The organism is Vibrio sp. A37 (genome assembly GCF_059777565.1).
The window spans coordinates 1-15,669 of the sequence record NZ_JBLNLI010000002.1 but is presented as its reverse complement, the minus strand read 5'-3'; the positions used below and the strand labels follow the sequence as shown (position 1 = coordinate 15,669).

At 40.1% G+C, this 15,669-nt stretch carries 13 protein-coding genes; 6 read left to right on the top strand and 7 right to left on the bottom strand.

Features of this window, described 5'->3' with window-relative positions; translation table 11 throughout:
- Positions 1–40: 40 nt before the first annotated feature.
- From ACM2FC_RS03830 to ACM2FC_RS03810, 5 genes are all read right to left on the bottom strand, one after another.
- On the bottom strand, positions 41–2,323 hold the full coding sequence (locus ACM2FC_RS03830) for an acyl-CoA dehydrogenase (protein ID WP_498479526.1): 2,283 nt from the start codon (positions 2,321–2,323) through the stop codon (positions 41–43).
- Between the two features lie 93 nt (positions 2,324–2,416).
- Complete coding sequence (psrA, locus tag ACM2FC_RS03825; protein ID WP_498479525.1) at positions 2,417–3,040, bottom strand: TetR family transcriptional repressor PsrA; 624 nt, start codon at positions 3,038–3,040, stop codon at positions 2,417–2,419.
- 472 nt (positions 3,041–3,512) lie between these two features.
- Positions 3,513–3,926 carry a GtrA family protein gene (locus ACM2FC_RS03820; RefSeq protein ID WP_498479524.1) on the bottom strand — a complete coding sequence of 138 codons (414 nt, stop codon included), beginning with the start codon at positions 3,924–3,926 and terminating at the stop codon, positions 3,513–3,515.
- Position 3,927: 1 nt separating this feature from the next.
- Positions 3,928–5,328: an ArnT family glycosyltransferase gene (locus tag ACM2FC_RS03815; RefSeq protein WP_498479523.1), complete on the bottom strand. Its 1,401-nt coding sequence runs from the start codon at positions 5,326–5,328 to the stop codon at positions 3,928–3,930.
- Positions 5,325–6,335 (bottom strand): glycosyltransferase family 2 protein, encoded by a 1,011-nt coding sequence (locus tag ACM2FC_RS03810; protein WP_498479522.1) that lies wholly within the window; start codon positions 6,333–6,335, stop codon positions 5,325–5,327. The genes ACM2FC_RS03815 and ACM2FC_RS03810 overlap by 4 nt, the downstream gene beginning before the upstream one ends.
- A gap of 164 nt (positions 6,336–6,499) precedes the next feature.
- Here ACM2FC_RS03810 and ACM2FC_RS03805 point away from each other — a divergent pair, with 164 nt between their 5' ends.
- From ACM2FC_RS03805 to ACM2FC_RS03790, 4 genes are read left to right on the top strand one after another with little or no spacing between them, the layout of a single operon-like run.
- Complete coding sequence (locus ACM2FC_RS03805) at positions 6,500–7,174, top strand: response regulator transcription factor (RefSeq protein ID WP_498479521.1); 675 nt, start codon at positions 6,500–6,502, stop codon at positions 7,172–7,174.
- 2 nt (positions 7,175–7,176) lie between these two features.
- A complete protein-coding gene (locus ACM2FC_RS03800; protein ID WP_498479520.1) occupies positions 7,177–8,460 on the top strand; it encodes a histidine kinase dimerization/phospho-acceptor domain-containing protein in 1,284 nt (427 codons plus the stop codon).
- Positions 8,461–8,476: 16 nt separating this feature from the next.
- The gene (locus tag ACM2FC_RS03795) at positions 8,477–9,382 is read left to right on the top strand and encodes a 1-aminocyclopropane-1-carboxylate deaminase/D-cysteine desulfhydrase (RefSeq protein ID WP_498479519.1); all 906 of its coding nucleotides are present in this window, start codon (positions 8,477–8,479) and stop codon (positions 9,380–9,382) included.
- 54 nt (positions 9,383–9,436) lie between these two features.
- On the top strand, positions 9,437–9,724 hold the full coding sequence (locus ACM2FC_RS03790; protein ID WP_498479518.1) for a DUF1496 domain-containing protein: 288 nt from the start codon (positions 9,437–9,439) through the stop codon (positions 9,722–9,724).
- Positions 9,725–9,765: 41 nt separating this feature from the next.
- Here ACM2FC_RS03790 and ACM2FC_RS03785 read toward each other — a convergent pair whose 3' ends face one another.
- Both ACM2FC_RS03785 and ACM2FC_RS03780 read right to left on the bottom strand, forming a co-directional pair.
- Positions 9,766–10,563 carry a substrate-binding periplasmic protein gene (locus tag ACM2FC_RS03785; RefSeq protein WP_498479517.1) on the bottom strand — a complete coding sequence of 266 codons (798 nt, stop codon included), beginning with the start codon at positions 10,561–10,563 and terminating at the stop codon, positions 9,766–9,768.
- Between the two features lie 77 nt (positions 10,564–10,640).
- A complete protein-coding gene (locus tag ACM2FC_RS03780) occupies positions 10,641–11,414 on the bottom strand; it encodes a substrate-binding periplasmic protein (RefSeq protein WP_498479516.1) in 774 nt (257 codons plus the stop codon).
- Positions 11,415–11,648: 234 nt separating this feature from the next.
- On the opposite strand from ACM2FC_RS03780, the gene ACM2FC_RS03775 reads away from it, so the two are divergent.
- Positions 11,649–12,323: a response regulator transcription factor gene (locus ACM2FC_RS03775; protein ID WP_498479515.1), complete on the top strand. Its 675-nt coding sequence runs from the start codon at positions 11,649–11,651 to the stop codon at positions 12,321–12,323.
- A 257-nt stretch (positions 12,324–12,580) separates the two neighbouring features.
- Positions 12,581–15,669: hypothetical protein (locus tag ACM2FC_RS03770; RefSeq protein WP_498479514.1), on the top strand; the 3,089-nt coding region annotated here is incomplete at its 3' end.

Genomic DNA, 15,669 nt, shown 5'->3' with positions numbered 1-15,669 from the left:
CAATACACTCGGCTATTCATTTACAGTCCGTTGCTAAATGCTATGCGACGCTGTTTAGCTTAGGTTTACTAATTTGTTGTGTCCTTATTTCGGAAAAATCATGACTAAAGTGATCCACCTGAATAGCTTGATAACGAAGCTTCTCTGCTACTAATATTTTATCAACTTCTTCTTTAGTCAGAACTTCTGCTTCCAAAGCTTGAGACAAGCGTGTCTCTAAAGGCGCTTTTTTATCTATCTGACCACTCTTTATCCCTTTAAATAGCTTACGCTCTAAACTACGAATGTTATACATAGCTAGAAATGCCTCTTCGACCAAACCAACACTATCATTCTCATCTTTACCGATGTAGCACAAGTGGGTTAAACGATCGCGATGCGCTCCAGGAGTCATTAAGCTATCTGCAATTTGCAGGGATAAATCGTCAGACGGCATTTTGAAGTGATTACCTAGCGGGAATACAATACCTTTCAGTAAATACCCCACGGCTTTATTCGGAAAGTTAGAATAAGCCTCTTGCAATGACTTCGCCGCGTGATGAAAACAATGTTGGATAGAATAATGTACAAACTCTAAATCTTGCTGCTGTCTACCTTCATCTTCATACTTTTTCAGCACAGCAGATGCCATATACAAATAACTCAACCCATCACCAAGTCTTGCCGAAATCATCTCTTTTCTTTTTAAATCGCCACCCATAGTCAGCATGGCAAAATCGGAACTCACAGCTAATGCCTTGCTGAGTCTAGTGATCTCTTTGTAATAACGTTTTGTCGGCCCGGACATCGGTGAAGAATTAAAATAGGACTTTGTGAAGGCCGAGAAAAAGGCACCAAATGTATTCAGTGTGGTGTAAGTGATATGAGAGGATAACAGTTCATCAAAATCTTCTGCGCCTTCTTCTGCATCCGGATTTGCCGCCGCTTCCATCTCCTTTAAAACAAATGGATGACAGCGAATCGCACCTTGGCCGAATATCATCAAATTCCTAGTTAATATATTGGCACCTTCCACAGTTATCGCAACGGGTACACCGAAGTAGTGAGATGACAAATAGTTCATCGGCCCTTCTTGAATAGCGCGGCCAGAATGGATATCCATCGCATCATTCAATATGGTTCGAGCTATTTCGGTCATATGATACTTAGCAATTGCCGTAACGATGCCCGGCTTTTCTTTCAGGTCTAAAGCTGTCGTTGTTAAAGTTCGAGTCGCTTCAAGCAAATAAGTCAGCCCACCAATTCGTCCTAGAGCTTGAGCCACACCCTCAAACTTGCCTATAGATGTACCGAATTGTTTTCGCACATAAGCATAGGCACCCGTAGTTCGTGAGGTTAAGTGCCCAATGGCTGTACCAAGAGCAGGAAGAGAAATACCACGTCCCGCAGATAAACATTCAACCAACATACGCCAACCTTTACCAGCGTAATCAGAACCACCAATTATCCAATCAATAGGTATAAAGACGTCTTCTCCGCGAGTTGGGCCATTCATAAAGGCTAGATTCAAAGGATCATGCCGCTCACCGACCTCAACACCCTTGTGGCTGGTAGGAATTAACGCACAAGTGATACCTAGCTCCTCTTGTTCACCTAAAAGACCTTCAGGATCATACAATTTAAACGCGAGCCCAAGCACTGTCGAAACAGGAGCAAGGGTGATATAGCGTTTGTTCCAGCTTACTTTAATACCAAGTGTTTTTTTGTTTTTATATTTTCCATAACAAACTACGCCACGGTCAGGTATACCACCTGCATCAGATCCCGCTTCAGGGCCGGTAAGAGCGAAACAAGGAATATCTGTACCATCGGCGAGCCTTGGTAGCCAATATTCTTTCTGCTCTTGAGTTCCATAGTGAGAAATCAACTCACCCGGGCCTAATGAATTGGGAACCATGACGGTCACCGCTGCACTAATGCTGCGAGTGGCTATCTTAGTGACGATAGTTGAGTTTGCCAGAGATGAAAATTGCCTTCCACCAAACTCCTTAGCAATGATAAGAGAGAAAAAACGCTCTTTTCTAAGGTAGTCCCACACCTCTTTAGGCAAATCTCTATCTTCTTTAACGATTTTGTGGTCATCAAGCATGCCCAGTAGCGTTTCCAATTCATTGTCTACAAAAGATTGCTCTTCTTCTGTTAGAACTGGTTTGTGGAACTGATGAAGCTTGGTAAAATCAGGCTTTCCAGAGAACAACTCTCCATCCCACCAAACACTGCCTGCTTCCATCGCTTCTCTTTCCGTATCTGAGAGAGGTGGCAGTAACTTCTTAAACAGCTTAAACGTTGGGTCACTCACCCATTTTTTTCGTTGAGCACGCATGTTCAGTTCCTTATTTCACTATTGGAAATGTATCTTCACTGTATACCTAGTAAGTTTAGGCATGAATTGAGTTTTGAGCCTGTTAACTTGTCTCTATTCTGCTACCCCAGCCGCTAAGTAAGGAATAAGCTCGTCTACGATAGCGTTCACATCTGCAGTTTGGCTATATTCACTCTGAGCAATCTCCAACAAAGCCTGACTTGAAGCCATAGTGAATACGCAAGCGCCAAGGGTAAAGTGCAAGCGCCAAAACAGCTTTTCAGGTTTAAGGTTTGGGTTTGCTTTCAGGACAGAATCGGTAAAGAGAGACAAAGCATCTTGGTAACGCGTGGTAATAAACCATCGCAGGTGGCCTTGAACATCAGTGTATCCTCGGCCAAGCAGTAACATAAATCGGCTCATTCCATTTGGCCGAACGGAATCTAAATTTTGTAAAGGTTTACGAAGAGATTCAAACACGGCTTGCATAGAAAATGACTCTTCTCCATTAAGATCAACAAGCGCTTGTTTGACAGAAGGCATAAATACTTCCAAATAACGGTCTAGAACTGCTCTGACTAAACTTTTTTTGTCTCCAAAGTGATAATTGACGGCTGCTAGGTTCACTCCAGCTTTACTCGTAATTGTGCGCATAGAAGTACTGTTAAACCCATGCTCAGCAAACAGTAGCTCTGCAGCATCTAAAATCTTTGCTTTGGTATCGGTGCGGACGTTCATTTCAATCACCAGTATTAAACACTTGTTTGAAATATATCTCCATCGCTCGTCATTAACAACTGATTAACATCACAGATTTAAGCTTCTTTTTCGTTATCACAAAAAACATAGGGGTGAAGATTTCATAAAATATTTATTAAATACAACGAATTAGAGTGGTGACACGAGAGAAATGAACAAAAAGAGAAAAAAAGTTTAATTTTTTATGAATTGAATGGAACTGTTTCGCTTTTATTGCGTCTTATATATTGTAATTAGCAAGAGCGATTAGAGTTTTGACAACAAAAGGTCCTAATTCTTATTTCACTACTATTTACACTGCTTTTTCTTATTAACTCCTATGTTTGTATCGGCCCAGAACATCTTTTCGTTCTGGGCTTTTTTTATGGGATGTCTGCACACCACAAAAATAAAACCCTAAGTAAGAAACTTACTCAGGGCTTACAGTAGCAATAGATGAAATCTGGTATATTTATAGCGTTTCCGAGGCTGGTTGGTGGTTATTGAACACCCAGAAATGACTTAATAAAAAGTTGCTACACATCCCGGCTAAAATCCCTAAAACCAATCCTAAATATGGAGTAATCCCATGATTACCCAAAAAGAAAATAACCATTTGAAATACAGTAAAGTTTGGCACTGCGGAAATTAATGCACTACAAAAAAACTTCGACCATTGTTTTAGCTTTGCTTCCTTTTCTCGCTCTGAAAAAGTAAATAGTCTATTTCCTAGCCAAGTTGTTGAAGCTGCAAATATGAAAGAAACAATTCGTGCAAGCAATAAATCTGTTTTTAATACATAAATCGCAACAGAAAAAACGACTGTATCAACAACAAAACCAGCGCCACCCACACAAGCGAACTTTACAATTTTTTGCCTGAACATTTTACTTCTCACACAGAAATAACGAGCGTTTACTTGGAGCAGTAAATTCCACTTGGCAATTCAACTTATCCAACTTAATAACAGGGTCAACTTGGTTATCAATTCCAACTAATTGGAACTTAGCCAGAGTTTTCAACGTTGCCGGATTTTTTAACAGTTTCGCTTTACCGTTACTATAATATTCACCTGAGAAAGTTCTTTCCCCTACGTAGTAAGTCGGTAATGATTTGTTTGCTTGGTCAAAAATGACTTTGTCACTACGTACATCCGCCACGTTATAGTGAATGTAAAATAGAGCGAATACGAGTGCAATTGGGCAAATCGCAGCGCTTATTTTAAACCACTTTGTTTCTAGCTGTTTTTCTGAGATTAGTACCGCAAGCAAGATTCCTATTGCAGGAATACCCGGTAAAACGTAAGCAGGTAAAATATTCCCTGCAAATGTGAATAGGATTAACGGCGAGATCAACCAACAAATAGCGAAACTCACTATAGGGTTTAGCTTATTATTTTCAGTCTGAATATATTTACGTTTACGCCAAAAAGAGATAGGTAAAACAATAGACCATGGGAGAGCCGCCAATAACCAAAACAGCCAAATGGTCCCACGTGCTCTTTCGTGAGCAGTTCCGTATAAATCCCCTTTCCACCCTGGGTCTAAAAAGCGATCAACGTACTCACCGACTAAAAAGTAATGTAAGAAGCCAGGCGTCGCTCTTTCAGCCATGACATACCATGGAACCGCAATTGCCAACATGAGTAACGTGCCACCTATGATAGGAAAACGCCCCCAGAGCTGCTTGAAGGAGTCTTTAAAGCCATATTGCAATATTAGCCAAGGCATCACTGCCAACCCTACTAACACAATAATCAGCGGTCCCTTAGCAAGTAACCCGATGGCTAGGCCGACAAAACCTAAATACCCCCAAAGTTTGCTGCTATCTTGCCAACAAAGGTAAAAACCCATCATGGCTAACGTCATGCCAAATGTGAGTGCCATATCGGTTTCCACTACGCCAGCCGAGACGGCAAAAATAGCAGTAGACGCCAGAATAGTCGCGGTCAACAAAGCATTCACACCAACACGTCGGGCAAAATAAGCCATCATCGCTAAGACAGCAACGCCTGCTAGCCAATCTGGAAATCGAACCGCGAACTCGCTAACACCAAATATTTTAATTCCAACGGCACTCATCCATGCAAACAATGGCGGCTTTCCCCAGAAGGGGACGTTGTAATCGAACATTGGTGTTAACCAATTGTGGGTCTGCACCATAATCCGCGCCATTTCCCCATAACGGGCTTCGGTAGTATCCATCAACGGATAAGCGCCGAGTGACAGCAGACGAATCAAGAAGGTGGTACATAAAATAAACCACAAATACGTCTTGCTAGACTTCATGCACGCTTCTCCTTAACAGAGGGCTGTGCATTCATAACATTAGAGCGCTCATTTATTGATTGAACGATGTATAAAGGCCGGCGCTTAGTCTCAATAAATATTCTGCCAATATATTCACCTAGCAACCCTACACTTAGCAACTGTATACCACCTAAAGCCAACTGGACGGCCATAATTGACGCGTAACCTTGAGTTTGAACACCAAAGACAAGTGCGTTAAAAACGATGACCATACCATAAAAAAAAGCACTAATCGCAACCAGCCCTCCTAGTACTGTTGCAACACGAAGTGGACTTATTGAAAACGAAGTGATGCCATCCATTGCCAAACCAATTAGCTTGAAATAGTTCCATTTAGTTTTTCCTGAGTGCCTGGCAAATCGCTTGAAAATAATAGTGGTCTGGTTGAAACCCGGCCAAACAAACATACCTTTCATATATCGATTACGCTCTGGCATTTCATTGATGTGATCGATTACCTGCCTACTCAATAGACGAAAATCGCCCACATTTTCGGGAATGTCTGACTTGGATAGCAAGTTTAAAATACGGTAGAACATCGCAGCAGACTTACGCTTAATCCAGCTTTCTCCTTCCCTTTTTATGCGTTGCATGTTGACGACATCGTAGCCCTTTCTCCACTCCTTGAGCATGCTTGGAATTAACTCGGGAGGGTCTTGCAAATCGGCATCGATTAAAATAGCTGCCAAACCAGTACAATGCTCTAGCCCCGCACTCATTGCATTCTCTTTTCCAAAATTACGGCTTAAGTTTATGCTAACCACTTTACTACTGCTGACTGGTAGTGATTCGACTAACTCATGGCTCCCATCAACGCTGCCATCATTGATGTAAATAATTTCACTTTCATCTTCGATAGAATCGAGTACCTTAGTCAAACGGGAGTGAAACTCTGGTAATACTTCAAGCTCGTTGAAATATGGAACAATGACAGAGAGCACAACATTTTTTTCCGCTGTGTTGGAAATGAGAGAAATACGGTTCATACAGACTACTCTTAAAATTAAAAAGGGCGCCTTTAAAAACAAACTTCAGCGCAAACCAAGCATTTGGTATGACCTTTTTATCAACTTCAATGTCAAAACAATGTGATTGACATTTTTTTCACGTAAACTCTGGAAGCTAGAAATTGCATTAAGGTGAACACTGAATGAACAAAATTTTACTCGTTGAGGACAACCGCGAGGTAGCAGGAATAATATTCGACTTTTTTGAAGGTTTGGGAATGGAGTTAGATTACGCTGACAACGGAGAGCTTGGCTTACAGTTAGCACTAAAAAACAATTTTGACATCATCTTGCTCGATTTGATGCTGCCTAGAATGGATGGCCTCACTGTATGCAATCGCCTTAGAGAAGCGGGAAAAAACACACCTGTATTAATGCTTACAGCTCTAGATAACAAAGAAGATATGTTAAATGGATACAAACATGGGGCGGATGATTATATGACTAAGCCCTTTGATCTGGATATTCTAGAAGCAAGGATGAATGCTCTGATTAAGCGTTACCATGGCGCTGTATCTAACACAGTTATCAACTTCGGTAGCCTTAGAATCAATCAAAAAATTCGCCAAGCCTATCGAGAAGAGAAGCCATTGGCACTAAATCCAACCACGTACACTATTTTAGAATTGTTGTGCTCTAAAGCTCCTGAGATTGTCACTCGCCAAGAAATCGCCGATAAACTTTGGCAAGAAAATGAGCCTAGCAATGACGTGCTTAGAAGTCATATATACCAGCTAAGAAATCAGCTCGATAAACCTTTTTCTTCACCTATGCTGACAACCATCCCCAAAATAGGCTTTCGATTAGAGGAAAAATAAGGATGCGACTTCGCTTTTTCTGTAACACTCGTACTCTTACGGGGCGGCTAGCGACATTTTTCACTCTCGTCTCTTTGGCCATTGGTCTGATGACATTTCTAATTTTTATCTTTGCTTTGCAATATTCAGAAGATCGTGCCGGTGAACGAATGCTGCTTGTTGATAGAGACGAAGCTATCCACAGATTTTCAGAGGGAGAAACAGGTGTTATCAAAATAGACCTGTTAACGAACGCCTACAACAACTTTGCAAACGTGCCCCAACCTTTTAGAGAGTTTGTAAAGTCCAAAGAGTATTATCTTGATGAAGTGAGCTTTGACTCACTTCCGTCAGACTACATGGTTTATGTTGGCCATTACTATATAGACGGAAAAAAAGCACCCTTAGTGTTAATTGCACAAATAGATAGAATTGAGTTTGGTTTTAAAGAATTAGCTTATGCTGGTTCAGTCGTATTAGTCATCATATTGTGCTTAATTTTAGTGTTTGGCATTATGTTAAGTCGTTTGTCACAAAGACTCATTTCTCCTTTAAACGATATAAACTTTCAACTCGAAAAACACGGTTCAGATGTTGAGATTCCATTTACCATGTCATCTGAAGCAGCAGAAGAATTTCAGACATTAACTAACAAGATGAATGGCTATCGCGAGGAAGTGCATACACTCATCAAGCGAGAGCAAGCTTTTGCACGATATGCCAGCCATGAACTGCGCACACCTTTAACTGTTGTTAAGGGTTCAACAAAACTCTTATCTCGTGGAGAAGTGAACGAATTTCAGCAGCGTCAGCTTTCAAGACTAGATGATGCCTCATTCCAAATGGAGACCATGATTGATACTTTACTGAGCTTAGTTCGTTACGAAAAGAGTGAAGACCTTGCACCAGAAAGAGAATTTACCCAACATGAGCTAGAAAAAATTATTGATCAAAACTCAACTCAAGCGATCGAGAAAGGTTTAGAAGTGGCTTTGGAAGTGGACTCTAACCCCATGATCCGAGCAACTCCTCCGGTCATGAATATGCTGATAGGCAACATATTACGAAATGCTATTGCAGCAACAGAGAAAGGAAAAATCTGTATCTCACAAAGTGTTTGCCAACTCTCTATCGCAGATCAAGGTCATGGCCTTACTTCAACACCAAACAAAGAAGGCCATGGATTAGGACTACTAATTGTTGAAGATCTATGCCGCCGATATCATTGGCAATTTTCTTTGACTGAAAGTGCGACTGGCGGATGCATAGCGACAATCGAATTTGAAAGTGACAATAAAAATGTCTAGAGCTTGCTGAACTATTATGCAAATAAAGGATAGCCCAGTAACAAAACACACCTTTATGGGCAAACCATTTTACCTTAAACGTGACGACATGTTACATCGTCACTTTTCGGGAAACAAAGCACGTAAGTTCGCTTCCCTACTATCGACAGACAACCCGGCCGTTAACACAATCGTTAGCTATGGCTCCGTACAAGCAAACTCACTGTACTCTCTGGCAGCTCTAGCTCACTTAAAAGGTTGGCAACTTGAGTTTTATGTCGATAGGATTCCACCATGGTTGCAAGAGAGCCCTATTGGTAATTATCGTGGCGCATTGGAGCTCGGCGCAAAAATTATTTCTGTTTCATCAATCGAGAATTTAGCGCATATTCACCGCAGAGAGTACATTTTAGAATTTAGGCAACCTACAGAGAATTGTTTGTATGTTCCTGAAGGTGGTTACTCTGAACTTGCTCAGCAAGGGATCAGCCAGCTAGCAGATGAAGTTTTGCAATGGAAGCACAAACAATCCATTGATGAGCTCTTCGTTGCACTGCCTTCAGGTACAGGCGCAACAGCAGGTTACTTAAACCAATGTCTATCCCCTTTTGGTATTGAAGTTCTGACTTGCCCATGCGTTGCTGGTAAAGACTATTTGATAAGCCAAATATCTCAATTACCCAGTGTTTCACATTTACCCACCATCCTAGAGCTTGAAGGCAAACATCACTTTGGCAAGCTTTACCAACAAGACTATGCTATTTGGAAAGCACTCATTGAACAAACAAGTGTTGAATTTGATCTTCTGTATGATCCAATGATGTGGCGATGTCTGATAAATTGGTGGGAAACAAATCCAGATGCTACTTTATTGTATATTCATCAAGGTGGGCTACTTGGAAATCAAAGCATGTTACCTAGATATCAGCGAAAGTTTCCATAAGAGTTGCTAAAGACGGACGGCGTTCGTTGCACGTTTAAAGTCAGGGACAGAGCAATGCAGAGAATACTCATTACCGTAATGACTGTTTTACTGAGTCAACAAACTACAGCAGAAGTGATCACCCTTCCCCATCATTCTTCTCAAAATGCCGTGGTGGTAAATGGTCAAGGAGCCAAGTTTCGAGTGTGCTATTACCAAGATAAGGCTTACTCGCTGGGAGCAATATTGCAAGTGGGTGATTACTACATGATCTGCCACCCTGCCAATAAGTTTGAAACAAACGGTGCACTCAAGTGGGTTAGATACAACCCAGGAGCAAGCAACTCAGAGTCAAATCCGTAAACGAACTTAAATTCTGAATCACACAGCCCAACCTGAGCTAATTACAAATTTGTTGTATTGTGATTGTATTTCTTTAAAAGCTGCTGGTATTGATTTGTTTGCTTAAATTCATCCAACGCCTTTTGCAACTGTTCGACCTTTTTCGGCGATGTTTTTTTGTTTATCGCAAGATAGTTGTCATTGAATGGAAACCTAAATACAACTTCAAATTCCGATTTGGGTATATTAAGCGAGTCTAATATCTTTACTGCTCCTTGCAGGTTGAACGCCCAAAAATCAATACGGCCTTTTTCCAACTGCTCAGCAAGTAGCTCTCCACTGTGCACTTTGATAATATTATCATTAGGTCCGTCCAAAGCCTTAACTCGGTTTTCCAAGCTATCACCACGTATCACGCCAATACGATATTTATGTAAATCTTTCGCATTACTAATATCAAAATGTCTATCTTTCCTCGCCAATAGCACAGATGGAGAACCTTTAGACAAAGGCCCTGCCCACAAAAATAGATTCTCACGCTTTGGCTTACGAGAGGTGGTAAATAAAACCACATTTTTATCATTCTCCGCCATCCGATACCCCCTAGCCCAAGGAAGAAGCATAATATCTTCAACGGTTAAATCAGAACCAGCACGTTTGGCTGCTCCGAGTAAAGTCTCCACGGAAAGGCCAGTTAATTTTCCATCTTCACCAACATAATTAAATGGAGGGTAATCCTCAGTAATAAATACTAACCCAGCCCATGGATCACTGGGGGATAACTCAGCTTTAGCGCTAGCTTGGACGCCAATCAACATTGCAATCATGATCAGCAATGCCCAAAAGTTGTTAATAGACATATCTCTACTCCCGTATGATGGCAAAGCCCAAACACAACATTTACAACTAGAGCAAACTGCCAATTTTTAGCACCAAACTACTGATATTTAGTCAATATCAATTGATATTCTTTCGTTGCCTTAAATTCTTCTAAGGCCTTCTGTACATTCATTATCATCGTCTTAGAAGTCAGCCGATTTGCAGCAATATAGTTATCATTAAATTTGAGTTCATACACATCCTCGAACCCCCCAGGTGATAGACCGAACTTTCGAAAAATTTTTCCTGCACCGGGAAGATTGTATGCCCATAAGTCAATTTCACGCTGATTCAACTGTTTGGCTAACTCTTCTGGGCTGTGTGATTTAATTAAAATGTGTTCAGGGACGCCCAATTTAACTAATCGATCTTGTAAACTGTCTCCACGCACGACTCCAATTCGATAATTTAATAAATCTGTTGGACTTTTAATTTTTATTTGGCTGCTTTTCCTTGCAATAAGCACGGAAGGAGAACCTTGTGAAATCGGACCTATCCACTCAAACAACGTCTCTCTTTCGGGTTTTCTCGACGTAGTAAAAAGCATTGTGTCTTTTATGTTCAATGCCATTTTATAACCGCGAGCCCAAGGTAGTACTTCTATATGTTCCCGGTTTAATTTAGAGCCTGCTATCTTTGCTGCACCCAAAATCACTTCTACGGACAATCCTGTTAAGTGCCCTTGATCATCAACATAGTTATGGGGAGGATATTTTTCCGTCACAAACTTCAACTGGCCCCAAGGATCCGACTCAGGTAATGGCTCGCTTACACTTTCATGTGACAAAGCAGTTAACATGAGTGTAAGAAAGAGTGTCCTTACTTTTTGCATGCACATCATAATAACTCAGATTAATTTTAAATAAGCATGGGTGATGAGTGGGATATGTTCAAGGAGATGATGCAGGGCAAACGTGCTCTCACCATTCAAACGATTAAAGGATAAACACTTTTATTCATATTCTCAGAAATGAATCAAATAAGCACCCATTTCACGTACCGATTACCAATGGCATTTTCCTGACTAATAGAAATAATCTTTTATCCCAAATACTGAGGTAACTCCATGAAACAAATACTATTAGTTAGAGAGAGATTCTGCGATATAACTAAGGTATACCTACATTTTGAAAAATTAGGTTATGAACTCGATTACACCGATAGTGCAAAACATTCACAAGTTTTGGCATCTGAAGTTAAATTTGACGCTGTAATCATATACTTCCCCACATTGATTTCTTCTGCGTTTAATATTTGCAAAAACTTTCGAACATCCGGTATCACAACCCCGACAATCTGGATAACCAAAGCTCAAGACAAAAAAACCATACTCGAAGCATATCGCTGTGGATTAGATGACTACTTTTCTATTCCTGTTGATGTCGATCTTTTAGCAGCGAAAGTTAATACTCTCGTTAAACGTGAGCGAGGGATGCTTGCCCAATCAATATTTCAATATGGAGATTTAACTATTGATACACATAATTATAAAGCGATAAGAGATGGAAGACAGCTAGTCTTAAACCCAACGACATTTAAAATTCTTCGTTTATTATGTGTAAAAGCCCCTAATATAGTAACACGCCAAGAAGTAATAAAGCATATTTGGAATACAAATGAAAATATCAATGAAACATTGCGAAGCCACATATATCAGTTGAGAACTCAATTAGACAAACCCTTTTCGTTTCCGATGTTGAGAACAGTACATAAAGTTGGATTTAAGCTTAATGATTCATAAATCCATAGTATAAAGCTCAAAATCAAATCATAAATAATGATATCAACTTATGAGTAATCACTACTAAAAATATAAAATTATTCTCTAACCCCTTCTCCGATGTATATTTAAATAATTGTTTTTATTGAAAAATAAAAAATACATAACAAATAATTGCAATGTGATTTATATGATACCGGTCATTCTAAAATAGTCATAGTAAATATAAATTATAAAAAAGGGAATATTCCCATAAAGAATAAAATAAGGGACGTGAAATGACTACTACCAATAATAAAGAACACTTATTACTAACCCTACGCCACAAACTAACTAAAACCATAAACAAAGTATTAAATAACGAGAGTTTAAAGAAAAAAGAACTAAATTGTTTTGATGCCTTAATATCCCGTCGAGAATTTCTTACTAAAAGTGGACAAGTTGCTACTTTGGGTGCATTGGTGAGTAGCGGCATGATGCCAAGTGCTTGGGGCATGCTTCACGATGACTTTGCCAGTAATCCTGCCGATTTTGGTATCACTCAAGCCGAGATGCAAGAAGAAGTCACAGCATATCGTCTTGCTTGGGGTACAGAATTATATACTCAAGTAGTCTCGGCTAAGCAATTTGAACCTACAGTTTCTGACACCACTTGCAATCATATTGCTGCATTTGAAGGGTTTAATAACGGCCAATTGAAAATACAAAGCACACTCAATAGCTACGATCCTACCGAAAATAAATTTGTCGATACTGGATGTAATTATGGTCCTACTGAATTTGCGAAACTAAGTAAGGAGAATCCTAATGACGATAGTTCATGGTGTATTGAGCTACTCAGTCATAACAATGCAAGTAACTCTGCTAGTAAGAATCAGGATGAGCAAGGCGGTGGCTTTTCTCACAACACTATACCAAACTCAGCTTTCAAGTATGGGTTAAGTACTGTCGGCCATGGTGTCATATATTTGAAGAGTCTTTATCATCCTATGCACAATAGGATAGATGAAGTATCTGGTGAAATGCTGGGGGTACAAGCCTTTTTTGTTGGAGGTTCAGATCAAGATATAAAACAACATTATATTTGTATTAAATGGTCATCAGAAAAGCCGAGCATAGCACCAGAGCCAATATTTGAGTCAGAATGGGAAGTCATTCCATTGATTGACACTCACCTTATAAACAAGCAAGAGATTAACCACATCGATGTATACACCGATATAAACGGTCAATCATTTTTGCTTCTATCTTCAAATAAATCTGAATACATTAATGTAATTACTATTACCGGCTGGAGAAAGCTGGAATTATATAGCTGTAGAGGAGCTCATCTAAATTCAAAATCGGAATTTTCTCCAACTTTGAACCATGTGTATAGAGGAGAAAATACTGAATATAGTTTTATGTTAAGTGGTCGAAGTATGTCCGCAGATGTATCCGTACTCTATTCGTCAAAAGATACTTATTACAAAGACGATATTACGATATCCAACAACACCTTCGCGTTATTTGGAAGGTTCGTTGACGGACAAAAAACATCCAACATCACTACACCTGTAGGTATCAATGGGGCGTGGATTAATCGTATCCAGAAAATGCACAATTTGTATGAAATTCAAGAAACACCCGCCGAAGTTATGTCTTCTGATTCCAACAAATCCTATGAAACGATTGCAGTAATTAAAATAGGCCTAATTGAGCGTGAGGAAATTAATGATCCGTCTCAACCCAGCTACGGGCTCAAAAATGGTGTTTATCTGATTGCTCACGACAAATTCACTGGAGCTCTACTTGGAATGCGATTCTTTGTCATGTCAGAAATGCCAGGAGTGGGATACCCAATAGAGTTAACTGGCGGAAGAAGCAAATTCGGTGGATTCACGTTTTTTAGCCGCGATAGAGATGGCAATACTCAGCTCTTTCGCCAAGAAACTTTAGATGATCCGAATACCCCATATCAGCCTGCACTGAACACAGGAAAACTTATATCTCCTGCTTTTGAAAGCTACACTGACAATGTATTCACTTATTGCCCATCATTTGAAACAACTAGATCTATGACTTGGTATCCAGGACAACATAATGAATGCACCTGCGATGAATATTCTGGTTTTTTTTTAGGCAATAATTTCGTTAACATTCAATGTAACCCAAGGTTTTCAGAGTCATGTGAATATATTTCACTGCAAGTCGATAACGCAACAACAAAGCTTCGCGCTAATATTGTCTACAACAAAATGGTAGAGAAAACTTGGGTCGAAACGCCACTCACTCAGGCCACAAGTTTGGAAGAAGCAGCTCAGGATGAGCTGGTCTATAAAGCCTGCTATCAGGCTAAAATAATGCCGAATAACAGTTATGGCAGCAATACACCTCTAAATGATAATCAATATTTAGAAATTCGAGCTGCGGCCCCGATGAAGATAGTCGTGAATGGAGGGCGCTGTTACGACGTAAGTCGAACAAAATCGGCACTTGTTAAAAATGCTCAGTTAGATGGCTCGTTCAAAGTAATGATTCTCGCAGCTGAGCAAGGTCTTGCTTGCCAGCTCATAGTAAGGATCATTGATGTCAGTCACTTACAAACTGGCAACGACCCAGCCTTGTTGAGGGACCACTCTGGACAAGGAGTTTCATCCGAATGGACAAACATAAATTTAGCAAGTGAATCTATACAACGCCTGAATGATCCTTCTTACAATAATCCTCAAACAGTAGAGAGCGAAGCAAATAAATCAGGCTTAAAAGTAAATCGTGATTTTAGAGAAACTGGCGCAGACCCATACGAAATGTTATGTGAGGTTACAACCGACTGCGCAGGTTCCATGTTGGTCCTTTCAAATCCGACAGTACAAGAAACACAATTCCTGACTGCCTCATTCTCTAAAATAGCTAGCGGAATCGACCCCCTGTTTACCATGCATGTAGCAAGCCAATATAACTCTTCACCCAAGAAGCAAGCGAGCACTACTTCGGCGTATACATTTGAAAATGGTGTCCTTACTGCTCGAGAAGCAAACGGAAAATCATATATTCAATATTCGGGTTTTTGGGACAAGGTAGCGAAAGTTGCTGGTGATATATGGCATGGAACGAAAAATATAATCAACTCTCAAACTGAACATATTGCAGGACCTATTGGCTTTAAGATCGATGCCAATGGGGTAACACTCACTTTTGACAAAGATTACATTAGATCGTTTGGTCCTGATAACTGGAAAGATCTTTCTTGGAAATGTGAAACTCTCGAACAACTTGCTGATCTAGCACTTCAGCTTTGTAGCTTAGTCGCACCACTAAGATATGTCATTGATGTCATTGATGTCATTGATGTCATTGATGTCATTGATGTCATTGATGTCATTGA

Bases quoted from the DNA above. Each gene is read 5' to 3' on its own strand.
- ACM2FC_RS03830 (WP_498479526.1), bottom strand. From the start codon at position 2,323: ATGCGTGCTCAACGAAAAAAATGGGTGAGTGACCCAACGTTTAAGCTG.
- psrA (WP_498479525.1), bottom strand. From the start codon at position 3,040: ATGAACGTCCGCACCGATACCAAAGCAAAGATTTTAGATGCTGCAGAG.
- ACM2FC_RS03820 (WP_498479524.1), bottom strand. From the start codon at position 3,926: ATGTTCAGGCAAAAAATTGTAAAGTTCGCTTGTGTGGGTGGCGCTGGT.
- ACM2FC_RS03815 (WP_498479523.1), bottom strand. From the start codon at position 5,328: ATGAAGTCTAGCAAGACGTATTTGTGGTTTATTTTATGTACCACCTTC.
- ACM2FC_RS03810 (WP_498479522.1), bottom strand. From the start codon at position 6,335: ATGAACCGTATTTCTCTCATTTCCAACACAGCGGAAAAAAATGTTGTG.
- ACM2FC_RS03805 (WP_498479521.1), top strand. From the start codon at position 6,500: ATGAACAAAATTTTACTCGTTGAGGACAACCGCGAGGTAGCAGGAATA.
- ACM2FC_RS03800 (WP_498479520.1), top strand. From the start codon at position 7,177: ATGCGACTTCGCTTTTTCTGTAACACTCGTACTCTTACGGGGCGGCTA.
- ACM2FC_RS03795 (WP_498479519.1), top strand. From the start codon at position 8,477: ATGCAAATAAAGGATAGCCCAGTAACAAAACACACCTTTATGGGCAAA.
- ACM2FC_RS03790 (WP_498479518.1), top strand. From the start codon at position 9,437: ATGCAGAGAATACTCATTACCGTAATGACTGTTTTACTGAGTCAACAA.
- ACM2FC_RS03785 (WP_498479517.1), bottom strand. From the start codon at position 10,563: ATGTCTATTAACAACTTTTGGGCATTGCTGATCATGATTGCAATGTTG.
- ACM2FC_RS03780 (WP_498479516.1), bottom strand. From the start codon at position 11,414: ATGCAAAAAGTAAGGACACTCTTTCTTACACTCATGTTAACTGCTTTG.
- ACM2FC_RS03775 (WP_498479515.1), top strand. From the start codon at position 11,649: ATGAAACAAATACTATTAGTTAGAGAGAGATTCTGCGATATAACTAAG.